At 65.4% G+C, this 23,209-nt stretch carries 23 protein-coding genes; 6 read left to right on the top strand and 17 right to left on the bottom strand.

Annotation, left to right across the window (positions count from 1 at the left end; all coding sequences use genetic code 11):
* Positions 1-70: 70 nt before the first annotated feature.
* Together A5781_RS21110 and A5781_RS21105 are read left to right on the top strand one after the other, a co-directional pair.
* The gene (locus A5781_RS21110; RefSeq protein ID WP_067211313.1) at positions 71-1,276 is read left to right on the top strand and encodes an amidohydrolase family protein; all 1,206 of its coding nucleotides are present in this window, start codon (positions 71-73) and stop codon (positions 1,274-1,276) included.
* A 113-nt stretch (positions 1,277-1,389) separates the two neighbouring features.
* Positions 1,390-1,773: a hypothetical protein gene (locus A5781_RS21105; protein ID WP_082939464.1), complete on the top strand. Its 384-nt coding sequence runs from the start codon at positions 1,390-1,392 to the stop codon at positions 1,771-1,773.
* Here A5781_RS21105 and A5781_RS21100 read toward each other — a convergent pair.
* From A5781_RS21100 to A5781_RS21090, 3 genes are read right to left on the bottom strand one after another with little or no spacing between them, the layout of a single operon-like run.
* A complete protein-coding gene (locus A5781_RS21100; RefSeq protein ID WP_067211309.1) occupies positions 1,730-2,035 on the bottom strand; it encodes a hypothetical protein in 306 nt (101 codons plus the stop codon). The two genes, A5781_RS21105 and A5781_RS21100, sit on opposite strands and share 44 nt — an antisense overlap.
* Before the next feature lies 1 nt (position 2,036).
* A complete protein-coding gene (locus A5781_RS21095; protein WP_067211306.1) occupies positions 2,037-3,530 on the bottom strand; it encodes a molybdopterin-dependent oxidoreductase in 1,494 nt (497 codons plus the stop codon).
* Between the two features lie 13 nt (positions 3,531-3,543).
* Positions 3,544-4,044: an oxidoreductase gene (locus tag A5781_RS21090; protein ID WP_067211303.1), complete on the bottom strand. Its 501-nt coding sequence runs from the start codon at positions 4,042-4,044 to the stop codon at positions 3,544-3,546.
* A gap of 206 nt (positions 4,045-4,250) precedes the next feature.
* On the opposite strand from A5781_RS21090, the gene A5781_RS21085 reads away from it, so the two are divergent.
* Positions 4,251-6,221 carry a SpoIIE family protein phosphatase gene (locus tag A5781_RS21085; RefSeq protein ID WP_067211300.1) on the top strand — a complete coding sequence of 657 codons (1,971 nt, stop codon included), beginning with the start codon at positions 4,251-4,253 and terminating at the stop codon, positions 6,219-6,221.
* Here A5781_RS21085 and A5781_RS21080 read toward each other — a convergent pair.
* From A5781_RS21080 to A5781_RS21055, 6 genes are all read right to left on the bottom strand, one after another.
* The gene (locus A5781_RS21080) at positions 6,218-7,462 is read right to left on the bottom strand and encodes an acyl-CoA dehydrogenase family protein (RefSeq protein ID WP_067211296.1); all 1,245 of its coding nucleotides are present in this window, start codon (positions 7,460-7,462) and stop codon (positions 6,218-6,220) included. The genes A5781_RS21085 and A5781_RS21080 overlap by 4 nt on opposite strands.
* Entirely contained in the window at positions 7,459-8,601 is a 1,143-nt protein-coding gene (locus A5781_RS21075) for an acyl-CoA dehydrogenase family protein (protein WP_067211293.1), read from the bottom strand. The genes A5781_RS21080 and A5781_RS21075 overlap by 4 nt, the downstream gene beginning before the upstream one ends.
* Positions 8,602-8,696: 95 nt before the next feature.
* Positions 8,697-9,668 (bottom strand): alpha/beta hydrolase, encoded by a 972-nt coding sequence (locus A5781_RS21070; RefSeq protein WP_067211290.1) that lies wholly within the window; start codon positions 9,666-9,668, stop codon positions 8,697-8,699.
* Positions 9,669-9,805: 137 nt separating this feature from the next.
* Positions 9,806-10,954 carry an amidohydrolase family protein gene (locus A5781_RS21065; RefSeq protein WP_067211286.1) on the bottom strand — a complete coding sequence of 383 codons (1,149 nt, stop codon included), beginning with the start codon at positions 10,952-10,954 and terminating at the stop codon, positions 9,806-9,808.
* Positions 10,951-11,997 carry an amidohydrolase family protein gene (locus A5781_RS21060; protein WP_067211282.1) on the bottom strand — a complete coding sequence of 349 codons (1,047 nt, stop codon included), beginning with the start codon at positions 11,995-11,997 and terminating at the stop codon, positions 10,951-10,953. Before A5781_RS21060 ends, A5781_RS21065 begins: the two co-directional genes overlap by 4 nt.
* Positions 11,994-12,353, bottom strand: coding sequence for a Rieske (2Fe-2S) protein (locus A5781_RS21055; protein ID WP_067211278.1), 360 nt, complete (start codon positions 12,351-12,353; stop codon positions 11,994-11,996). The genes A5781_RS21060 and A5781_RS21055 overlap by 4 nt, the downstream gene beginning before the upstream one ends.
* 149 nt (positions 12,354-12,502) lie before the next feature.
* Between A5781_RS21055 and A5781_RS21050 the strand changes: the two genes are divergently transcribed.
* Together A5781_RS21050 and A5781_RS21045 are read left to right on the top strand one after the other, a co-directional pair.
* Positions 12,503-13,729 carry a cytochrome P450 gene (locus tag A5781_RS21050; RefSeq protein WP_067211275.1) on the top strand — a complete coding sequence of 409 codons (1,227 nt, stop codon included), beginning with the start codon at positions 12,503-12,505 and terminating at the stop codon, positions 13,727-13,729.
* On the top strand, positions 13,726-14,883 hold the full coding sequence (locus tag A5781_RS21045) for a Zn-dependent alcohol dehydrogenase (RefSeq protein ID WP_067211272.1): 1,158 nt from the start codon (positions 13,726-13,728) through the stop codon (positions 14,881-14,883). Before A5781_RS21050 ends, A5781_RS21045 begins: the two co-directional genes overlap by 4 nt.
* Here the strand turns inward: A5781_RS21045 and A5781_RS21040 are convergent.
* From A5781_RS21040 to A5781_RS21005, 8 genes are all read right to left on the bottom strand, one after another.
* Positions 14,876-15,613, bottom strand: a complete 738-nt coding sequence (locus A5781_RS21040; RefSeq protein ID WP_067211269.1) for an SDR family NAD(P)-dependent oxidoreductase — start codon at positions 15,611-15,613, stop codon at positions 14,876-14,878. The genes A5781_RS21045 and A5781_RS21040 overlap by 8 nt on opposite strands.
* A complete protein-coding gene (locus A5781_RS21035) occupies positions 15,610-16,050 on the bottom strand; it encodes a VOC family protein (protein WP_067211265.1) in 441 nt (146 codons plus the stop codon). Before A5781_RS21035 ends, A5781_RS21040 begins: the two co-directional genes overlap by 4 nt.
* Before the next feature lie 68 nt (positions 16,051-16,118).
* Positions 16,119-18,023 carry a YhgE/Pip domain-containing protein gene (locus A5781_RS21030; RefSeq protein ID WP_067211262.1) on the bottom strand — a complete coding sequence of 635 codons (1,905 nt, stop codon included), beginning with the start codon at positions 18,021-18,023 and terminating at the stop codon, positions 16,119-16,121.
* Positions 18,024-18,025: 2 nt separating this feature from the next.
* Entirely contained in the window at positions 18,026-18,703 is a 678-nt protein-coding gene (locus A5781_RS21025) for a hypothetical protein (protein ID WP_067211259.1), read from the bottom strand.
* Complete coding sequence (locus A5781_RS21020; RefSeq protein ID WP_067211256.1) at positions 18,690-19,346, bottom strand: TetR/AcrR family transcriptional regulator; 657 nt, start codon at positions 19,344-19,346, stop codon at positions 18,690-18,692. The genes A5781_RS21025 and A5781_RS21020 overlap by 14 nt, the downstream gene beginning before the upstream one ends.
* Before the next feature lie 119 nt (positions 19,347-19,465).
* On the bottom strand, positions 19,466-20,287 hold the full coding sequence (locus A5781_RS21015; protein ID WP_067211251.1) for an SDR family NAD(P)-dependent oxidoreductase: 822 nt from the start codon (positions 20,285-20,287) through the stop codon (positions 19,466-19,468).
* Positions 20,288-20,335: 48 nt separating this feature from the next.
* Positions 20,336-21,571, bottom strand: a complete 1,236-nt coding sequence (locus A5781_RS21010) for a cytochrome P450 (protein ID WP_067211248.1) — start codon at positions 21,569-21,571, stop codon at positions 20,336-20,338.
* Positions 21,568-22,590, bottom strand: a complete 1,023-nt coding sequence (locus A5781_RS21005) for an LLM class F420-dependent oxidoreductase (RefSeq protein WP_067211243.1) — start codon at positions 22,588-22,590, stop codon at positions 21,568-21,570. The genes A5781_RS21010 and A5781_RS21005 overlap by 4 nt, the downstream gene beginning before the upstream one ends.
* An 85-nt stretch (positions 22,591-22,675) precedes the next feature.
* On the opposite strand from A5781_RS21005, the gene A5781_RS21000 reads away from it, so the two are divergent.
* Positions 22,676-23,209, top strand: a 534-nt coding sequence (locus A5781_RS21000) for a carboxyl transferase domain-containing protein (RefSeq protein WP_304441383.1), incomplete at its 3' end; no start/stop codon positions are given.

Raw genomic sequence — 23,209 nt, 5'->3', positions numbered from 1 at the left:
GCGACGGGGCCAAAGTGGTAACGTCATTACCACCTACAGAGAACCCGAGTACTTCCGCAAGGAGATCGCCATGCCGTCTCGCGAACTTTCCTTCCCCGTGTTCGACGCGGACAACCACATGTACGAGCCGCAAGAGGCGCTGACCAAGTACCTTCCCGAGAAGCGCAAGAACGTCATCGACTACGTGCAGGTGCGCGGTCGCACCAAGATCGTGGTGCGCGGCCACATCAGCGAGTACATCCCGAACCCGACCTTCGAGAAGGTCGCCAAGCCGGGCGCCCAGGAGGACTACTTCCGCAACGGCGCGCAGGGCAAGAGCTACCGGGAGATCCTGGGCGAGCCCATGAAGGCCATCCCCGCCTTCCGCGAACCCGGCGCGCGGCTGGAGGTCATGGACGAGCTCGGCATCGACTACGCCCTGATGTTCCCGACGCTGGCCAGCCTGGTCGAAGAGCGCATGAAGGACGACCCGGAGATGACCCACGACGTCATCCACGCGCTCAACGAATGGATGTATGAGCAGTGGTCGTTCAACTACAAGGACCGCATCTTCGCCACCCCGGTGATCACCCTGCCCATCGTCGAGCGGGCGCTCGAAGAACTCGAGTGGGTCCTGGAGCGCGGTGCCCGCACGGTGCTGGTCCGGCCCGCGCCGGTGCCCGGCTTCAAGGGCAGCCGCTCGTTCGGCCTCGAGGAGTTCGACCCGTTCTGGCAGGCCTGCGTCAAGGCCGAACTCCCGGTCTCGATGCACGCCTCGGACAGCGGTTACTCGGAATTCGCGAACGTGTGGGAGCCGGGCGACGAGTTCCTGCCGTTCAAGCCGACCGCGTTCCGGAGCTTCGCGATGGGCCACCGGCCGATCCTGGACGCGATGGGTGCGCTGGTCTGCCACGGCGCGCTGTCTCGCAACCCCGAGCTGCGGATCTTGTCGATCGAAAACGGCGCCGACTGGGTACCGGACCTGTTCAAGGGCCTCAAGGGCGTCTACAAGAAGATGCCGCAGTCCTTCAGCGAGGATCCCATCGAGGCGTTCAAGCGCTGCGTCTACATCACCCCGTTCTGGGAGGACCGGTTCACCGAGATCGTCAAGATGGTGGGTACCGACCGAGTGCTGTTCGGCTCGGACTGGCCGCATCCCGAAGGCCTGAAGGACCCCATCTCCTTCGTCGACGAGCTCACCGACTTCGACGAGGCGGACATCGCAAAGATCATGGGCGGCAACCTGATGAAGCTGATGAAGGTGTCGGCGCCGGCTAAGAAACCCGTCTCAGCCTGAGCTGTTCGGCGCACACCCTGCAGCGCCAAATTCTTCCTCCCAGCGGGCTGAGCGCGATGGCGCCGATGAAACTGGGTACCCGCCCTTGCGGGATCAGAGGGACGGGAGGACAGATGAGCGTGGCATCGGAAGGCCGGGCACCGGTCAGCATCGACGCCGACGTCGAGTTTCTCGCCGAGGAAATTGCGGCCCTCGAGGTTTTGGGCCGAAAGGATTCGGTCGACGACGGCGAACTTTACGACTTCAGCGTCCGTTGGGGCGCGGCACTGGCTGGGCGGCTACCCCGCCTGGTGCACTACAGCTCGCTCGGTCTGCTCGAGGACACGGACGAGCGCCGGTTCCGGTCGCTATGTGAGGATCTCCGCGGGGTTTCCGGTATCGCCGAAAGGTTCGGGCTGCCGCGCCCGGCGCTGCCCGGCGATCAGATCGCGCCGGCAAAGGGACGCCGCCGCCTCAGGATGCGGTCGCGTTCTCCGAAGCCGAGGTTCCCAGGCTGAGAAAGTCCCTCTCCGGCAACACGATTCCGGTGCGCGGCTTCGGACAATCCGGATTGCGGCACGTCAGCGCCACCATGTAGGCGTCGTCGTCCTCGTTGAGGAACAGAAATCCCAGATATAAGGCGTGCCCGACCTCGAACTCGGTTCCGCCGCACGCCTCGCAGTGACCGCCCTTGGCGGAAATATTTTCCATAACACGATGCTGCGCAGCGGAATTCAGGGCGAATAGTTCCGGCCGCACCATCGGATCGCCATCGGTCATGTCAAATCTCCACGTCTTTGTCGTAGTGGACATGGTCCTCACGCCAGCCACCCAGACCTTTACCGATGCCGGAATAATCGTTGATGAACTCAATCCCGTTGATCCACTTGACCATCTTGAATCCGACCTGCGTCTCCACCCGCAATCGCAGCGGTGCGCCATGTTTGATGGGCAACGGCCGCCCGTTCATCTCATACGCCAGCAGCGTCTGCGGTTTGTAAGCGAGTTCGAGGTCCATCACCTCGTAGAATTGGCCCCCCGGTCTCTCTGCCGCGGGTTCGTCACGCCCAGTCTCCTGCATGCTGAGGAAGCAGATGTATTTGGCTTGCGGCAACGGCCGCACCACATCCGCCAGCTGGGCCAGCAGAATTCCGCTCCACTCGCCGATACTGGTCCAGCCTTGCACGCAGTTGTGCATCGTCCGCTGCGTCTGCCGCTCGCCCAGCGCTCGCAACGCGGCCAAGTCCAACGTCACTGGATTTTCGACGAGCCCACCGACCGGTAGCCGCCAGTCGACGAAGTTGTGGACCGCCATCACTTTGTATTCCGCACTGGCGGGTGGCTTTCCGTTCACCCGGTGATCTTTGGTCAACTTGCGGACCGGATAGTCCTGCCGGGAGTTCAGCGGACGCAGCAAGAGCAGCCGGGCACCGGTAACCACGGCGCCGAGTATGCGGTGCACCTGCACGGGATGGCGGAGGCTCCATTTGGTGGCGGCGACGTGGACGGCGACGATCGCTCCGATGATCATCAGCGACCACGCCGTCGCCCAATTGATGTTGCGCACGGAGCCGAAGATCATCGACGCCGTCAGTTGGCCCCAGCCCCAGAAGAAGATCATCGACAGGTGGATCAGGATGAAGACGACAAAGGCCACCAACCCCAGGAAATGCAGGCTTCGAGCCCACTGCCGGCCGCCCCACATCCGCACATACCAGGGAAAGCGCGCCTCGATCGCCGGCGACTGCGCGGCCCCAGTCAGGATCTGGAATGGCGCGAGGATGAACACGACCCCCGCATAGGTCAGCTTCTGAATGGCGTCCAACGGCTCGCCGGGGAGCAGCGGCGGCAGGTTGAACGACATGTACGTGACGATGTCATTGGCCGCCTCGGGAAAAATCGACCACGAATAAGGCCAGTATCGATGCCATTGGCCAGTCGCGAATAGCAGGACGTAGTAGGAGAACCCGAGCAGAATCCAGCAGATCACCGTGAAGAAGTGCCAATGCCGACCCATACCCAATTTCTTGTGACCGGGCAGCGCAACGAGCGAGCTGTAGGACTCTTCTTCGTCGAGGGTGTCGTATAACCGGTTGCGCGGCATGACCTTGCGGGTGAAGCGCGCCCATTCGCTGCCAGGTTTGCTGTCGTCGTGCCAATACAACTTCGGGTGGGTGCCGAGGATCTCGATGCCGCTGCGGATGATCAGGGTGACGAACAGGACGTTGAGCCAATGGTCCACTCGCAGCCACGCCGGGTAGTCGAGTGTCGTCATGCCTGGGCTCCAGTCAGTCGTACCACTGCTGCCGTTGCGGGTAGGCCACGTTGACGCCGGACAGCACCGTCGTGTGCACCGCGATGAACGCGGCGGCGAACACCAAAGCGAATGTGCCCGGCGCCAGATCCCATTGGCCGGTCAGCGACTCCAGCCCCGGCAGGCTGACCCAGCGGCTGACCAGGTAGACCGCCAGGAAAGCCAGGCAGACCAAGCTGCCGAGGTACCACCCCGCCTGTGGCACACGCGGTTTGAAGGCGAACATCATCGCGGCCGCGGCCGTCAGGCAACAGACTGCCAGCAAAGCCGAGTAGACGGCGAAGGACCAGGGAACGCCCGGTTCCCTGATCCAAACGTAGGCATGCACCGCCACCAGGCCCACCAACAGCGAGCCGCCCAACGCGGTCACCGTTCGCGGCAGGTTGAAGGCAACCCAGCCGTTCAGGGTGAGCACCGGTGAGGTCACGATGCTTCGCCAAATCGAGATCGACCGCCGCGGGACGACATTGACCATGCGAGCGTGGTACCCACGCTGATTAATTACAAACCGTCCTGGTTAAATTGCCGAGCTCGAGCCGGCCCGCGCCACGCTGGGAAACTGTTGCATCGAGCATGCGACTGCCATTGATACTCTTACTGTCTGTGCCTGGCGAGTGCTCAGCGCTTTGTGACCAGCTTGCGGGACTCAGCCCGAGAAGGGGTCCGTAGGAGGAACGGTCAATGGCGGCCGAAAGAAACTGGGACAAGACCGTGGGCGCGGCCGACGACGTCCGCCGCATTTTCGAGAATGTCCCCGCGCTTTTGGTTGGCCTCGAAGGGCCCGACCACCGATTCGTCGCGGTCAACGCCGCTTACCGAGCGCTCAGTCCGCCGATCGACAGCATCGGGCTCCTGGTGCGGGAGGTCTACCCCGAGCTGGAGAGCCAGCAGATCTTGCAAATGTTCGACCGGGTCTACGAGACGGGCGAACCGCAATCGGGAAGCGAGTGGCGGGTACAAGCCGACTTCGAGGGCTCGGGGACGGCACAAGAGCACTTCTTCGACTTCATCGTCACGGCGCGGCGCGGCGACGACGGCTCGATCGAGGGGGTACAGCTCGCCTTCGTCGACGTGACCGACCGGGTGCGGGCGCGGCTGGCCGCCGAGTCGCGCATGCAGGAGTTGTCCGAGCGGTACCGCAACGTGCGCGACTCGGCCACCGTCATGCAGCAGGCACTGTTGGCGCCGTCGGTACCCGTCGTTCCGGGCGCCGACGTGGCCGCCGAATACCTCGTCGCCGCGGAGGACACGGCCGCCGGTGGCGACTGGTTTGACGCGATCCCCCTTGGGGATCGGCTGGTGCTCATCGTCGGCGACGTCGTCGGCCATGGCGTCGAGGCGGCCGCGGTGATGTCGCAATTGCGCACGGCGCTGCGGATGCAGATTGTGGCGGGATACCCGCTCGCCGAGGCGCTGGCGGCGGTCGACCGCTTCCACGAACATGTGCCCGGCTCGAGGTCGGCCACCGTGTGCGTGGGGTCGCTCGACTTCGGCACAGGTGAATTCCAGTACTGCACGGCCGGGCACCCGCCGCCGCTGCTCGTCGGTTCGGACAGCGATTCGCGTTACCTTGAGCCGTCCGGCGCCGGTCCGCTGGGCAGCGGCACCGGTTTCCCGGTGCGCACCGAATTCCTGGGCGTGGGCGACGCGGTCATGCTCTACACCGACGGTCTTATCGAACGTCCCGGCCGGCCGCTGGTGGCCAGCACCGCCGAATTCGCCGACTTGGCAGCCAACATCGCCGGTGGCCAGGGCGGGTTCGTGATCGAGTCCTGGGGGCGGCCCATCGACCGCATCTGTTCGGAGACGCTGGAACTGCTGCTGCGGTCAACCGGCTACAGCGACGACATCACACTGCTTGCGGCGCAACGGCGTACACCGCCACCACCGCTCCAGATGACGCTGGATGCAACGATTCATGCCGCACGCGCGATTCGCTCCCGCCTGCGTCAGTGGCTCTCCGAGGTCGGCGCCGCCCCCGATGACATTTCCGACATCGTGCACGCGATCTCGGAGTTCGTCGAGAATGCGGTCGAACACGGTTACGCCACAGAGGTTCCCGACGGGGTCGTCGTGGAGGCGTCGCTGGCCGGAGACGGCAACCTGTACGCGTCGGTCATCGACCATGGGCAGTGGAAGGATCATCGCGAAGGCGAGCAGGGTCGCGGCCGCGGCCTTGCCATGGCCGAAGCCCTGGTATCCAGTGCCCAAGTCACTCACGGGCCCGGCGGAACCACCGCCAGCTTGACGCACCGCCTGTCGCGGCCCGCCAATTTCGTCACGGACACACTCGTCAGCCGGGCCGATCGGCAGCAGCGGTCGACGAACTCCGAATTCGTCTCCGTGGTCACCGAACCGGGCCGCATCGTCGTCAGCGGCGACGTCGACTCCACCACCGCCTCCACACTGGATCGCCAGATCGCGGTCGAAAGCCGTTCCGGCGTAGCGCCGTTGACCATCGATCTCAGCGCCGTTACCCAGCTCGGGTCGGCCGGCGTCAGCGCGCTGGCGGCCGCGCGCGACCGCGCACAACGACAGGGCAGTGAGTATGTGCTGGTGGCCCCGCCGGGGAGCCCGGCGCACCATGTCTTGTCGCTGGTACAACTCCCAGTGGCCGGCGGGCTCGCCGAGAATCTCGTCGCCGAGGGCTAGGGCCGGTCGGATCGCCGGCCGTGCCGCACCTGTTTGAACGGCACGCCCCGGTCGGCTGCGTATTCCCGCGGAAAGCCAAGCACCCGCTCGCCGATGACGTTGCGCGCCATCTCCGTGGTGCCGCCGCCCATCGCGACGGTCTGGCGGGCCAGGTAGCGCAGACCGGTTTCCAGGCCGTCGCCGGGTTCTCCGACCACGGCGGCACTTCCCGCGATCGCCATGGCGGTGTCGACATCCACGAACACGGTCTCGGCGTGGAACAGCCTGATGAGTGTGCCGGCGGCCGGCGGCAGTGTGCCATCTCGGACGCTGCGGTAGACGTGACCGATCAGCTGCTCGGCCACCGCACGTTGTACGAGTGCGCGCCCGGCCATCTGCTGCACGCGTTCGTTCCCGGCCTGACCCGTCTTCTCGATGAGGGCCACGTAGTCAACGGGATTCGCGTTGCCGCCCTCGCTGCCGCTGCCACTGGCGAATTCGGAGCCCTGTCCCACCGCCCGGCGCTCGTGGTACAGCTGCCGCGACGCCACCGCCCAGCCGTTATTGACCTCCCCAACGACGGCGTCGTCGCCGACGTCCACCCCGTCGAGGAACTCCTCGCAGAACTCGGTGGAACCGCTCAGCATGGTGATGCGCCGCAACGTAATTCCCGGATGAGCGATGGGCACCAGGAACATCGTCAAGCCCTCGTGCTTGGGCACATCCCAGTTGGTGCGGGCCAGACACAGTCCGTAGTCAGCGGCGAACGCGCTTGTGCTCCACGTCTTGGCGCCGTTGAGTACCCAGCGGTCGCCCTGGCGCTCGGCCCGGGTCAGGACGCCGGCCAGGTCGGATCCGCCGCTCGGCTCGGACAGCAGCTGCACCAGTACCTCGTCGCCGCGCAGCGCCGCCGCGATGTGTTGCTTCTTCTGATCCTCACTGCCGGTGTCGAGCAGCGTGGCGCAGCAGATGGTGAACGTGGGGGTGTTGAGGATCAGCGGCATCTCATAGTCGATGGTCTCCGCGTCGAATGCCTTCTGATACTCGTAGTCCAGGCCGAGGCCACCGTACTCGCGCGGGAAACAGATCCCGGCGAATCCGCCTTCGTACAGCCGCTTTTGCAGTTCTCTTGCCCGCAGCCAGGATCGTTCGTCGTCGCGCGGGGCGGGCGGTGGGCACTCGGGATCGATGCGGGGCATGTTGCCCGCCAGCCATTCCCTGGCCCGGGCCGCGAACTCGGTAACGGATTCGGTCGGCGTCATTTGTTGGAACGACCCGCCTTCTCGTGTTCATACACGCGCAGGTTGTGTTCCTCCGGTGTTCCGAACATGGAGCGGTACAACGTGATTCGGCGCAGGTAGAGGTGCAGGTCGTGTTCCCAGGTGACGCCGATGCCCCCGTGCATCTGCACGCAGGCCTGGACGATCTGGCCGGCCATCTCGCCCACGTAGGACTTGGCGATGCTGGCCGACAGGCCCGCCCCGGGTGAGTTGGCGGCGACGTCGGCGACCGCCGCGGCCGTGGTGGCTCGGCAGGCTTCCAGCCACAGCTTCATGTCGGCGAACTTGTGCTTGAGGGCCTGGTAGGACGCCAGCGGGCGCCCGAAGGTGTGCCGGTCCAACGCCCACTGGACGGTCAGGTCGAACACCGTCTGCAGGACGCCGACCACCTCGGCGCACTGCAGGGTCTGTGCGATTTGGCTCTGCCGGTCGATCAGCGTGGCCGTCTCGGCGGCGGTGCCGACCGCCGCCGATCGATCCACCATCACACCGTCGAAATGCGCCCGGGAATATTGCTTGACCAGGTCGACCGACTGCTGGGGCTCGATCGTGACGCCGGGCGCGTCCGTGGGTACTAAAAACTGCCGGAGCTCCTCACCGCTGCGCGCCGCCACCAGCAGCACCGCGCTCTGCGCGCCGGCCTCGACCCGGTCCTTGGTGCCGTCGATGCGATAGCCCGAATCGGTCGGGGTGGCCGTCACCGACGGATTCAGCGGCGCCCACCCCTGGCCCGGCTCCGAAACCGCCCACGATGCCACGGTTTCACCGGACATCAGCGCCTCGATGACGGCCGTGTGCGGTTGCCAGTCCGCACACTCGACGAGCGCGGCCAGTACGACGCTGACCGGATACAGCGGCCCGGGCGCCACGGTCTTGCCGAGCTGTTCGGCGACCATGGCCAGATCCGCCAAACCGCTGTCCGAGACGCTGCCGCCGCCCAACTCCTCCGGTACCAAGAGGCCCGTCCAGCCGAGCTCCGCGGCGCGCCGCCACCATGCCGGATCAAACGACACCCCGGCGGCGTGCAACTCCCGCACGCGCCGCAGCGGCGCTTCCTTTTCCAGAAAAGCCTGGGTGGTCGAGGTGAACAGCGTCTTTTCGGGAGAGTCGAGTGTGGTCATGCTGCCTCTCGTCGAGAGTTCTCCGGCGTTTTCGATGGTAGCAACGAGCACTACGGTAAGAGATACCGGAGTTCCATCGATAGCGCTGCTCAGCGTTACATGGCGAACACACGGCGCAGCGAACGCGCGTGCAGCGCCCGGTTCTCCTGAGAAACCACCCAATCGGGAACCAATGAGTCGAACCCGTTGAATGCAGCTGCGATGACGTGCAATTCGGTGTGCACGTAGGCGTGCAACAGCCTGTTCGCGTAGTCGATGGCTTCGTCTCGGCACGGATCGATCTCAGCGCAGCTGATGAACGTCGGCGGCAGGCCCTCGAGGTTCGCGCGGTGCGCGGGGACGTGCTGGCCGTTGGCGCTCGCGTGACCGAGGTAATGACCCCACGCCCGGCTCACGGCCGGCCCATTGAGGCCCGGCGTGCGCTGGAACTCGCGCCGGGATTGGGTGGCGTCGGAATCGAGCATCGGCTGGTGCAGGATCTGCACCAGAATCTGTGGGCCTTCGTCATCGAACATGCGCTGACTCAGGCCCGCGACCAGCGCCGCGCCCGCGTCGCGGCCCATCACGGCGATGCGGTTGACGTCCACCTTCAGCTCGGCGCAATTGCGGATGGCGTAGTAGAGGCCGGCCTCGACATCGTCCAACGCAGCCGGGCACGGGTGTTCCGGCGCGAGCCGGTAGTCCACCGATACCACCAGGCATCCGCCTTCTTTGGCCAGCTCTACGCACGGTGCATGATCGGTGTCCAGGTTGCCGGTCACGAATCCCCCGCCGTGGGCGTATAGGACAAGGGGTGCACCTGACCCGGCTCGATCGAGGTCGGGGCCCCGGTAGAAGCGAAGCTTCAGCTCATGGCCGCCCGGCCCGGCGATGGTGCGCGTTTCGACGGCCACATCGGCGGTGCCGACCGCGGCGGCGCGCTCGGCTGCGAGCCGGTCGGCGTGCTCCCGTTCGGCGGGCAGTGTCTCGGCGCGGAATTCGACGACGCCCAATGCGGTGGCGGCCTCCCGGAGCACGGGGTCGATCCGGTTAAGGCCCTGTGGCCGCGTCAGATTCGTTTGTGTCATACCTTCTCGTCTTCCGGGCTCGTCATGCGGGCTCGTCCGGTCCCGGCGCGGGACCGTGCCGGAAACCTTCTTCAAGGTAGACCTGCGATTCCGTGTGGTGAAAGACGAGGTACGTATCGCTTCAGCTCGGGCGGAATTCACCGTTCCCCGGGAAGCGCCTTAACCGTCGCCGGCAGCCCGTAGAGAGCGGTTGCGTTGCCGCGCATGATCCGCTCGCGCTGGTCGGCCGGGAATCGGTTGATCGCATAGGTTGGCGAGTCGTAGCTCCAGTGCGGGTAGTCCGTCGAGAACATCAGGTTGTCGCCCAGGTCCATCATCTCGAGGTACTCGCGGAACTGCACGGTGTCGGCATCTTCCAGCGGCTGGGTGGTGAACCGAACATGTTCGCGCACATACTCCGACGGACGGCGCCGCACGTGCGGCAGGTCGCCGCGGCGGGCTTCCCAGATGCGGTCCATCCGCGACATCACCGGCATCGCCCACGTGAAGCCACCTTCGACGAACACCACCCGCAGATCGGGGTGGCGGTCGAAAGCGCCGTCGAAGACCAGGCTCATCAGGTGCGAGACATATAGCAGTGGCCAGGACGCGAAGAAGTCGTGCCAGTGCGCGGGGTTGCCGACGGGATAAAGCGGGATCAGCTCGAACGGTGTCTGCCCCATCAGGTGCGTGGCGACCGGGAAACCGTTGCGCGCCGCGGCTGCATAGAGCGGGTCGAAATGTGGGTTGCCGAAGGGGATCCCACGAGTCTGCGGTGTCATCAGCACCTGGGCCATGTATGGGTGTCCCGCCCACCGTTCGACCTCGCGCGCCGCCTGCTCGGGCGTCTGCGCGCTGACGCTGATCGATCCGCGCCAGCGGCCGTGCTCGTTGTTCGTGTCGAGCCAGACGTCGGCAAGCCAGTCGTTGTAGGCGGACTTCAGAACGTGTTCGGCCTGTGGCAGCTGGGCGTCACACATCGGTTCCAGCGTCGCGATGCTGACGCCGGCGTCGAGCAGCAACTGCTTGGCGGCGAATTCCGGGTCGCTGCCCGCGAACCCGCCACCTGGCGGGGCGGCATCCATGCGCAGCGACATGGTCTTGTACGAATCCGGTGTGTCGTAGAAATGCGGCACCGGGGTGACGGCGTTTCCGGTCGGCCATATCTTGTCCACCCATTCGGGCGGCGCGTACGACTTCAGCACGTCGGTCGAGACGGGCAAGGGGTGCACGTCGGTGTCGACGATGCTCACCGCAATTTCGTCGTCATGACCGGTCGGCGAATCGACCCGTTCGATCGTGGTCATCGGACACGCTCCTTCAGCCCGTACAGCTCGCTGGCGTTTCGCCACAGCACCTTGTCGCGTTGGGCGGGATCGAGGCCCTCGGCAACGGTCTGCGGCGGAGTAGTGGACCAATGGGGATACGCCGACCCGTACATCAGCAGGTCGGACTTGCCGCTGAACTCCATCCAGCGCTGCGCGTCGCCGGCGTCGGTCGGTCCGTCGAACGCCGACGAGCAGAACCTGACGTGGCCAGGCAGGTATTCGCTCGGATAGCGGTCGACCCACGGCGTCTGGTCGCGCATCGACACCCAGAAGGTGTCCAGCCGCCAGATCAACGGGGTGAGGATGTCGTAGCCGCCGTCGGCGAAGACGAATTTGAGGCCAGGGTGCCTGCCGAACATGCCCTCGACGATGAGGGTGGCCAGATGCACGAAGAAGTTCAGCGGCATGAAAGCCGCATATCCCGGATAGGTATGGGCGTGCCCGGCGAAAGTGGGCGGATAGTCGACGCCGTTGCCGCCGTTGATGTGTACCGCCACTGGCAACCCGTGGGCGGCGGCGGCCTCCCAAATCGGCTCGAACATCGGTTTGCCGTAGGGCTCGCGTGACTGCATCGGGACACCGACCTGGACCAGCTTCGGGTGATCGCCCAGGCGCTCGATCTCCGCCACGGCCCCCTTGGGGTCTTCCGGATTGACACGGATGGTGCCCCGGAATCGATCGGTCATGTCGGGCTCGATCCAGCGGTCGAGCAGCCAGTCGTTGACCGCCGCGCAGATTCTGCTGTTGAGCAGGTAGTCGGCGATGTTGCCGCGGGTCAGCGGGTTGAGGATGGCGTACTCGACGCCCTGCGCGAACAGGTCGCGACTGACCGTCTCCGGGTCCGACCCCGGGTAGTGCTCCCCGTAGAGGTCCTGCCGGTAGTCGCCGCCGGGTGCGGAGTACCACTGCTGTTCGACGTCGGGGATCGACCGCAGCTGGTGGGCTGCGGGCAGGTAGCGCCGGATCTCCGCGTTGGAGCGGAAGTGCGGCTGCACATTGGCATCTATGACCGGGCTGATCATGCGGTCAGGTACACCTCCCCGTCGGTGACATCGACCTGGTAGGTGCGGATACGCCGCGTCGGGTCGGCGAGATTTTGACCGGTGGTGATGTCGAATTCCCAGTTGTGCCAAGGGCACCGGACGATTTGGCCGTCGCGGACCCGTCGCAGGCCGCCGGGTTCGTCGGGGGCGAACTCGTTGGTCCCGCCGAGAAGACCCAGGCACAGCGGGGCGCCTTCGTGCGAGCAATAGTTCACGATCGCGTAGAACTGGCCGCACACGTTGTACACGCCGACGCCGAACTTCCCGACGTCGACCAGCTTCATCCCGCCGGGCGGCAGATCGTCCAGCGAGCACACGAATCGCCGCTCGGCCACTTACATCACCGCCTCCGACGCCACGCAGCATCAATACTGTGCCCATTACGGTAACCACGACAAGCCGTTGGGCTTAGTTGCTATCTATACTATGATAGCGATAATCCCGCGTACCAATCCGCTTACCGGCTGCCCAGGAGGAGCGCTGCATGACGCTCAGCACCGACCCCGCCAACCAGCCCGTCACACTCGACCTCACCGGCGAAACGAGTCCCTACCCGTTCTTCGAATACATGAGGCGCACGGACCCGGTTTGGCACGGCGCGCTGACGGACCACTCACAGATGCCAGAAGAGCTGCGGCCGAACGACGAGTGGGTGCTGTTCGGTTACGACCCCGTGTTCCAGGCGTTCCGCGACGACCGCATCTTCAGCTCCCACAAGTACGACGAGACCATCGGTTTGGTGATGGGCCACACCATTCTGGCGATGGGCGGCAAGGAACACCACGATCATCGCAACCTAGTGGCCAAGGCCTTCCGCGCCACCGCCCTGGAACGATGGGAGCCGTCGGTCATCGGACCGGTGTGCGATCAACTGGTCGACGAAATCAAAAACGACGGCCACGCGGACCTGGTCAAGGCGGTGACGTTCGAATTCCCCACCCGGATCATCTCCACGCTGCTCGGTCTGCCCCCTGAGGACCTCGACTTCTTCCGGCGGTTGTCCCTGGACCTCATCTCCATCCCGACCGACATCATGGCGGGGCTCAACGCGGCCGCGGAGCTGCACGGCTACTTCCTCGAACAGGTCGAACAGCGGCGGCGCAACCACACCGACGACATCATCGGCGACCTGGTGGCCGCCGAGATCGACGGCGAGAAGCTCACCGACGAGGCGATCATCGCGTTCCTGCGCCTGCTGCTGCCCGCCGGCCTGGAAACCACCTACCGGTCGTCGGGCAACCTGCTCTACCTGCTGCTGACCCACCCCGAGCAGCTCGAGCTCGTCTACCGGGACCGGTCGCTGATACCGATGGCGATCGAAGAGGGCCTGCGCTTCGAAACCCCACTGACCATGGTCATGCGGACCACCACCCAAGACGTCGAAATCGGCGGCAAGACAATCCCGTCCGACGCGCAGATCGACATGTGCATGGGCTCGGCCAACCGCGACGAGACCCGCTGGACCGACCCCAACACCTTCGACATCCGCCGGCCGCGCCAAGCGCACATCGCGTTCGCCGGCGGCATCCACATGTGCCTCGGCATGCATCTGGCCCGGCTCGAGACCCGGCTGATGCTGAACAGCCTCTTCGACCGCGTCAAAAACCTGGCCTTCGTGGCCGATGACGGAACCGGCCAGGAGTCGAAGATCGTCGGGCTTACGTTCCGCTCCCCCAACAAGCTTCCGGTCACGTTCGCCCCGGCCACATGAAAAGCCGTGCGGCCCTCCTGCACGACGTCGGCGGACCCTGGTCCGTCGAGGAATTCGAACTCGATCCGCCCCGCGCCGGCGAAGTCCTGGTCGAGATGGCGGCGGCCGGCCTATGTCACTCCGACGACCACATCCTCAAAGGTGACATGTCGGCGCCCAACGAGGTGATGCGATCCCTCGGCCTGCCGACGATGTTCCCGACGATCGGAGGTCACGAGGGATCCGGCATCGTGCGCCAAGTCGGCGATGGCGTAACGGATTTCGCCCCCGGGGATCACGTGGTGATGTCGTTTGTCGCGGTGTGTGGACAATGCCGCTGGTGCGCGACGGGTATGGAATACATCTGTGACGTCGGCGCTTTCACCCTCACCCCGGGCATGCCCACCGACGGCACGTTTCGCCATCACACCGCCGACGGCCGGCCGCTGGGCCATCTGGCCAAGGTCGGAGCGTTCGCCGAACACACTGTGGTGTCGACGAATTCACTGGTGAAGATCGACCCGAACCTGCCGCTGGCGCCGACCGCGCTGCTGTCGTGTGCGATTCCGACCGGTTACGGTTCGGCCGCCAATCGCGCCGGAGTGCGCGGCGGTGACACTGTCGTCGTCATCGGCGCGGGCGGAATCGGCACGGGTGCGATCCAGGGCGCACGGATCAGCGGCGCCGCGCAGATCATCGCCGTGGACCCGGTGGACTTCAAGCAGAAATCGGCGCTGCAGTTCGGCGCGACCCACAGTGCTGGAACGATCGCCGAGGCGCAGGAGATGGTGCGGGACTTGACATACGGCGTCATGGCCGACGCCGTGGTGGTCTCCCCTTCGTTGATCACCGCCGGTGACGTCCGCGATGCGCTGCAGCTGACCCGCAAGGGCGGGACGTGTGTGCTCACCGGCATGACATCACAGCTCACCCGGTCGGTGAAGATCGACCTGCAGGACTTCATCCTGATGAACAAGACGCTGGCGGGGACCATCTTCGGCTCGTGCAACCCGAGAGCGGACATCGCCCGGCTGGCAAGGCTCTATCAAACCGGGCAGCTCCAGCTTGATGAGATGATCACCCGCCGCTATCGCCTCGACGAGATCAACGACGCCTACGACGACCTCCGCAACGGCAAAATTATCCGGGGCATCATCGATTTCGGGCTCAGCTGAGGCCTTTCCGGCCCATCACCCGTTGCAGTTGACCGTAGGCGTCGATCGGGCTGTGCAGCGCAAGGCCGCCGTCCGCGTGGACGACTTGGCCCGTCACCCAGGGCAACTCGAGGACACCCATGATCGCGCCGGCCACCTCGACGGCGTCCCCCAGACCGCCCAGCGGCGTCCGTTCGGACAGGGCTTCCACCCAGCCCGGCAGCTGTTCGGGTTTCGCCAGCATCGGCGTGCGCGTGACGCCCGGCCCGACCGCGTTCACCCGGATGCCGTGCACGCCCCACTCCGAGGCGGCGACCTTCACCAACATGTCCACTCCCGCCTTGGACACGCAGTAGGCACCCATGTCCCGATCGGCGACGGTGCCGCTGATGCTGGAAACCGCAACGATCGAGCCGCCGACCCCGGCGTCGACCAGTGCCCGCGCCCCGGCGCGAATCGTCAGCCAGGTGCCCGTGAGGTTGACCCCCAACACCCGGTTCCATTCCGCGGGTGACTGCTCGAGCAACAGGCCCGACGCGCCGACTCCGGCGCAGGTGACGATTCGCGCGGGGGCGCCGTGGTCGCGCACGGTTTGCTCCATGGCGGCCGACACCGCGTCGGGATTGCTGACGTCGCAGGCGATGTCGCCACCGACCAGATCCCACACCACTACGTCATGGCCCGCATCGCGCAGCCGTCCGGCAACTTCACGCCCGATTCCGGATCCGCCGCCGGTGACCAGCGCCGTCATTGCGCCGGTCCGATCAGCTCGACCAGTACGCCATCGGGCGCGGTGATGACGGCCATCGGCACCGTCTTTCCGCCCAGAGCCGGCATGGTGATTCGATGAACACCGTCGGCGAATCCCAATTCGGCGAGCCTGGCGAGCGTTTCGTCGACGTCGCGCTGTAGGGAGAGCAGAAAGAAGCCGTGCCGCGGACGTTGGGGCGGCACAACCGCCTCGTCGGCGCCGTCGAAGACGACCAGTTCGACGATGCCGGCATCGGGTGTCTGGGGATCGCCCAGGAATATCGACTGCAACCGGTCGGTCTTGGCGCCGAACAGTTCTGGCCAATTCCCGGTGAACGTGTGGTCGAACAGTTCGGCGAGGCCGAGGCCGTCACGCCAGAACTGCTTCGAGCGCTCTACGTCGGCGGTACAGATCGCGGCATGGTGAACACCCAACATCGGCTTCCTCTCGATTGCAGAGCTTGTCCACCATCATGCAACGTCGATTGTCGACGCGGAACGTTTGGCTACATCTTGATCGCGGGGATCAACCTGCTGAGATTCCAGACCCGGTCTCTTCGCGCGCACAGGCAGGAGATCGCCAGTGCGACAGCCGTTATCCCAACCAAGACGATGATCGCCTGCCACAGTCGGGCGTCGATGCCGCCGAGTATGAGCTGCCGGAGTCCGTTGACGCCATAGGTCATCGGGTCGAAGCGGTGCAAGATCTGGAAAGGCCGTGACGTGGTTTCCACGGGATACATGCCGCCCGCGCTGACGAGCTGCAACATGAGCAGGGCCATGATCAGCACCCGGCCCACCGCCGGACCGACAAGCGCGTTGATCGCCTGCGTCGCGGCCACGAATGCGCCGGAAATCAGCATCATGAACCCGAGCATCGCCGCCGGGTGCACGGCGTGCACACCGAGGGCGAACCTGACCACGCAGTAAAGGATGATGGCTTGGAATACCGCGATCGCGGCCGCAGGCAGGTAGCTGGCCAGCACCACGCGGATCGCGAGTACCTCCGCGGCGATCGCGCGACTCTGCAAGGGGCGCAGCACCATCCACAGCACCAATGCGCCGAAGAACAAGGCGAGCGTGAGGAAGAACGGAGCCATGCCGGTGCCGAAGTTGGGCGCGGCGTTCTCATGTGAAGCCTCGAGTTTTACCGGACCACCGATGGTGTCGGCGACCGCATCCTTTTGCTGGGTTGTCCAGTTGGGCACCTGCTTGGCCCCGTCGGCGAGTTTGGTCGCCAGCTCGGCCGATCCCGTCTTGAGTTGTCGTGCGCCGTCGTCGAGTTTGGCTACGCCGCCGGCCAATTCGGCGTTGCCGGTGGCAACCTGCTGGGCTCCGTCGCGCAGCTGGGTGAGCTTGTTCGTCAGGTCCTGCCCCTTGCTGCCGACCTGGTCGAGCGCCGAACCGAGCGGACTGCCCGGGTTACGCAATCCCGATGTCAAGGCGATCGCCGCGTTCTGCGCATCGGCGAGCTGTTGACGGATCTGGGGGGTGAACTGGTGGCCCCGCAGCTGATCTTGGATGCCGCGCAGGTTGTTTGCCAGCGGATCCTGTCGTGCGGAGAGCTGATCGATCACCGATGAGAGCGAGTTTGCGGCAGCATCCTGCGCCGTGGCGATGGCACCGATCTGGTCGTTGGCCTGCTGAAGCGCGGTTGCGCCCTGTTGCAGTTGCTGCGTGCTGCCGCCGATTTGCGATACCGCCCTGGTCACCGCGAGCAGCGGGTCGGTAGCCTGGTTGATTCCGTCTGAGAGTTGCTTTGCTCCGGTGGCAAGCGTTGCCGAGCCGGACCGGGCGGTGTCCAAACCGGCCACCAGCTGACCGACGCCGTCATCGAGTTGAGCGGCCCCGTCGGCGGCCTGCTTGATACCCGATCCCGACGAAACCATTACCGACAGCACCTGATTGACGGCTTGTCCCGAGATCCGGCTGGACACGGCGTTGAGTACCTGCCCGATGGCGGTGCGACCGATGCTCGTCGAGATGTAGTTGTTGGCGTCGTTGTAGACGGCGATCAGGTTGGCCTTCTTGGGCTGCCCGGTCACCGGTGATGCGATCGCCGCGCTGAAGTCCGGCGGCAACTCGACCATGAAGTAGTACTTGCCGTGGTCGACTCCGTTGCGTGCCTCCGCCAAGTCCACGACGTGCCAGTCCAAACCGCCGTCCGCGGTCAGGCTCTTGGCGATCTCCGCGCCGGCGTTGAATTGCTGCCCGGACACGACGGCGCCGCGGTCGGAGTTGACCAGCGCCACTGGCATCTTGTTGGTGTGGCCGAAGGGATCCCAGAACGCCCACAGGTACAGCGCCCCATACACCAGGGGCAGCAGCATCAGCACGATGGTGGCCACGCGCGTCAATCGGCTGCGGCCGAAACGTTTGATCTCTGAGCCGAAGGCGAGTCCAGCCAGCATCTTCAGTCCTCTCCGGTCAGGATGCGGTGATCGTGTAGTTCGTGGTCGGGTGCATCCGTGCCGAGCGGGTTGGTCACCCCGACGACTACGGTGCGCTGCTTCGCGATCACGCCGAGCCTGTCGGCCGCGACCGCTCGCCGGGAATTGTCACGAACCTGCTCGAGGTCGCCGACCACCAGGATCGGACGATGCGACAGCAACGCCAGCGTGATTCGCATCAAAAACAGTTCCAGGTCTGATAATTCAACGATGTAGGTGTCGTGGGACGGTGGGGGTATTTCGCCGAATACCTCGGTCAGCTCGGCCGGACCCGATTGCAGCGGCACCGTCGAATACCAGGGTGCCAACCACCGGCGTTGCTCGGCGAGCACGGTCCCCACTGTCACCGATTCCTCCAGCTCGTCAATGTCTTCGAAGGCCGCGATCGAGCAGTGCCGACGGATCGCGCGCGTGGTTGTTTCGCCGAGGACGGTCAGCGTGCCGCGGCTCGGCTTGAAACGTCCCGCGAGCGTCAGCAGCAGCGTGGTCTGGCCAGGTCCGCCGGGCATCTGAATCGCGTGAAAACCCGGTGCGAGCGCGAGATCGATATCCGAGAAGAGGGGGCCGTGCTCGCCGTCGACGCCTAAGCCGCGGGCGGTGATCACCGGCGCCGCAGGGGCCGGCACGTCATTTGTATCCATGGTGGGCCTCTCCCTGATCGGCGGAAACCAGGACCGATTCCAGCGCCACGGTGATCAGCTGCGCGAGCAGGTCGGGGTTCATGGCCCCAGGACGCAGGATCTCTTCCATCGCGATGCCGAGGTTGATCGTGACGACGAGCTGGGCGACGTCGGCCAGCTCCCGATCCGACGCCTCGGAGGGGGTCGATCTGACGATGTGCAGCGCTTGGTCGGCGGCGGCGGCCCGGCGGCGTTCGATGAGGCGCTCGCGCAGTTGGGGGTCACGCTGGGCGCGCAGCCAATATTCGACGAACAACACGTAATAGTCGGAATGGTCGCGAACTGTATCAAGCACCGACCTGCTCAATTCGCGTGCGGCTGCACCGGTGTCGCCGCCGCTGCTGTCCAGCGCTGTCGCAATCTGCTCGCCACGAAGCTCGAACTGGCGGTCGAGGAGAGCCAGAAACAGTTCGTCCTTGGATTCAAAATTCGAATAGACCGCGCCCTTGGTGAAACCCGCGGCCTGCCCGATCGCGTCGATGGTGGCACCGGCGAACCCTTCGGCCGCGAATACCTTCGACGCCGCGTCCAGGATCCGGTCGCGAACCTCGTCGCGAGTGGGGCGGGTTCGGCGCGGCTTGACGGGCGACATGACCAGCAGCATACTCTCCAGTATCGATTGGATACCAGCCGGTATCGAAGCAAGGCGCGGGGCGGGCCGGCTCCGGCTTCGTCGGCCGACGTCGTCACGCTGGCGTGACGCTCGGCGGTCAGTGGCCGCGGCTAGGTGACCTTGGCCAAGGTGCGATCCCACAGCTCGCGCGCGAGCACCGGATCGTCGGCCGCGCGGTTGGCCCTCGCGACTTTGCCCTTCGAGTAGTACTCGCCGGATGCCCAGTCGAGGCCGGGGGTGCTGGAGGCCAACCACACCAGCTGGTCGGCACCCTGGTCCGGGGTTTTGATGAGGCGGCTGACCGGGGTGCGCTGCATGGTCGTCAGGAAACGTGAACCCGACGAGTGACCGATGTTGGTGTTGACGAAGCCCGGATGCACCACGGCGGCCGAAAGCCCGTCGGCGTGGTAGCGCCGATGTAATTCCCTGGTGAACACGATGTTTGCCAGTTTCGCCAGCGCGTAGGCGGTGCTCGGGGTGCGCCGGGCGGTCGTTTCGAAATCGCCGAGGGTGACGCGGCGGAGCAGCCGCTGCGACGAGCTCGACGTGTTGACGATGATGGCGTGCGACGCGACGAGCACGTCGAGCAACATGGTGGTGAGCAGAAAGGGCGCCAGGTAGTTGACCTGAAGAGTGATCTCGTGGCCGTCTGCGGTGTTGCGCAACTTGCTGAACACGCCACCGGCGTTGTTGCCCAGTACGTCGATGCGCGGGTATTCCGAGCGGATCTTGTCCGCCAGGGCCCGCACTTGGCACAGGTCCGCGAAGTCGGCCGCGAAATATGCGGCGTCCAGCTCAGCCGCAATGGCGGCAATCTTGCTTTGGGTCCGTCCGACCAGGACGACGTTCGCGCCGCTGCGGTGTAGCCGGCGGGCCGCGGCGGCGCCGATTCCGTCACTGGCGCCCGTGATGACAATCGTCCTACGCGTCATTGCCTAGCCTCCACGGGCAGTCTAACCAGGGCGGGAGGGCCTTCCGGGTCACGCCAACGTGTAGCGCACCGGCAAGTGTTTGAGGCCGCCGACGAAGGTGGTGGCCACAAGTTCCGGGTCACCGGTCAGTTCAATGGATTTGAGCCTGGGCAGCAGCTCGGTGAAGAAGCTGTTGACCTCCATGCGAGCCAGCGCCGCGCCCATGCAGAAGTGCACCCCGTAGCCGAAGGCGAGGTGCTTGTTGGGGTCGCGCCCGACGTCGAAGCGGAATGGGTCGACGAAGACGTCCTCGTCGCGGTTGGCCGAGACGTAGGACAGCAGCACCGAATCCCCCGCCGCGATGGGCACTCCACGCACGGTGGTGTCCTCGGTGGCGGTGCGCATGAATTCCTTGACCGGGGTGACCCAGCGAATCATCTCCTCGGTGGCCAGTGGCATCAGATCGAGGTTGTCGCGCAGGCGCTCGAGCTGGTCGGGATTTTCGATGAGCGCGTGCAGGCCACCCGAAATGGTCGCACTGGTGGTGTCGTGACCGGCGGTGGCGACGATGAGGTAATACGACACGGTGTCGATGTCCGACAGCGGCTCGCCGTCGACGCGGGCGTTGGCGATGGCGGACGCCAGATCCTCGGTGGGGTGCTCGCGGCGGGACTCGGTCACCCCGTTGAAGTACTGGAACATGTCGAACAAGGCGGGCAGCTGATCCTCGTTGGTGGTGCCCCGCTTGAATTCGGAATCGTCGCTGCCGAACAATTCCTGTGTCAACTTGAGCATCCGCGGGAAGTCTGCCTCCGGCAGACCCAGCAGCGACATGATCACGTAGAGCGGGTAATTGACCGCCACCTCCTGGGCGAAGTCGCACTCCGGGCTGGCGGCCATCATCTTGTCGACATAGATCCTGGCGAGTTCGTCGACGCGAACCTTCAACGCCCGCATCGCCTTCGGGCGAAACCAGTCGGAGCCGATCGCGCGTACCACCCGATGCTGCGGATCGTCCAGGTGGATCAGCGTGCGCACGCCCGCCGCGGCTTGCATCTCGTCGCCCTCTGCAGTCGTCAAGACGGGGCGTGGCCAGTTGGTGAACAGCATGTTTTCGCGTTCGATGTCCATGATGTCGGCGTGCTTGGTGATCGCCCAGAACGGCCGGTAGTCCGGCACGTCGACCCACGACACCGGCGCGCTGGCACGCAGGTGGGTCAGCGCCGCATGCAATCGCCGCTCATCGGTGTAGGCCAAAGGATCCGCCAGCAGCTTGGCGGACTCGTCTACCGTGGTCGTGCTCACTCGCGAAACTCCTTCAGTGCGGCCGTAATACAGGACTGGGAGGCGTTTAGGAAGATGGGCAGAACCCGGTCGACCGCGCCGTGGCAGCGGTCCCTGAGGGCGACAGCGATGGTGTCCACCGGGCCGACGACCGCGAAGGCCGCGAGCGCCTCGTCGTCGATGAGCGAACCCATGGCGTCCCACTCGCCCGCGAGCGACAGACGGTGCAGTTCGGTCTGCAGGTCCCCCCAGCCGTGCAGTTCCAAAACCTTGCGGTAGGCGGGCGTCGATCCGTAAAAGGCGATCTGCTTGCGCACGGCGGCGGTGGCGGCAGCCAATTCATCCTCGTTCTCGCCGGTTGCGATCATCACCTCGCCGGACACCTCAAAGTCGCTGCGGGACCGTCCGACTCGCTGCATGCCGCGCAGTAGTGCCGGCATTGTGACCTCGTCGAGGTAGCGTTTGGACACCATCGGGTGTCCGAGATGGCCGTCGGCCACCTCGCCGCACATCTCGGACATCGCTTCGCCCACCGCCGCGATGAAGACCTTGGGCGCGGAATAGGGCTGCGGCTCGGGGGTGAACATCGGGGTCATGATCTTGTGCGTGTAGAAATCTCCCTCGAAGCGCAGCTTGCCGCCATCTCTCCATACCGACCAGATGGCATGCAGAGCGGAGACGAACTCGCTCATCCGCCGCGCGGGATGGCTCCACGGCATGCTGAACCGCTTCTCGATATGTGGCTGGATCTGGGTGCCAAGGCCGAGGATGAACCGGCCCTTGGAGTACGCCTGCAGGTCCCAACCGATGTTGGCGACGATCATCGGATTGCGGGCGAAGGCCACCGCGATGTTGGTGCCGAGTTCGAGCCGCGACGTGTGCTCGGCGGCCAGCAGCAGGGGCAGGAATGGGTCATGGCTGGTCTCCGCCGTCCAGCCCCCGTCATACCCGTCCCGTTCCAGGGCGACCGCCGCCTCGGTCACCCGTGCGAGTTGATTGGGGATGCCCCCGTCGACCTTGAGGCGGGCGGCGTCGGCCATGCGGGTAACTTTACAGTAAGCAATCCAGTATGTGACCCTGCAGTTTCGCTCGCCAGACGAAACTTCCATGAGGTAGGACATAGGCATGCCGAAAGCCCAGGACTGGGGAGAAACGCTCGACGATCTCGGGCGGCGCCGTCAGCGCGCTTGGGGTATGGGTGGCCCCGAACGCCTCGACAAGCACCGCGGCAAGGGCAAGCTCGACGCCCGCGCGCGCATCGAGCGCCTCCTCGACCCGGGGACCTTCCGCGAAATCGGCACGCTGGTCGGCGGCGACATCGCGGCCGACGGTCTGGTCGTCGGCTCCGGATCGATCAATGGTTCGCCGGTGATGTTGGGCTCGGAGGACTTCACCACCATGGCCGGCAGCATCGGACCCGGCGGCAACTCCAAGCGCTACCGCATCGCCGAACTCGCGCTGCGCGACAAGGTTCCCCTGGTGATGCTCCTCGAAGGCGCCGGCTTTCGCCCTGGCGGCGGACATTACGGCCGCACCCCGACCGACCTGCTCGCGCAGGCGCAATGCTCGGGCCGGGTACCGACAGTTGCCGCCGTGCTCGGCCCGTCGGCCGGACATGGTGCCCTCGTCGCCCCCGTCTGCGACTTCCGCATCATGAGC

The sequence above is a fragment of the Mycobacterium sp. 852002-30065_SCH5024008 genome (assembly GCF_001665645.1).
Taxonomy (GTDB): domain Bacteria; phylum Actinomycetota; class Actinomycetes; order Mycobacteriales; family Mycobacteriaceae; genus Mycobacterium; species Mycobacterium paraffinicum.
This window is presented reverse-complemented; position numbering and strand designations above follow the sequence as displayed.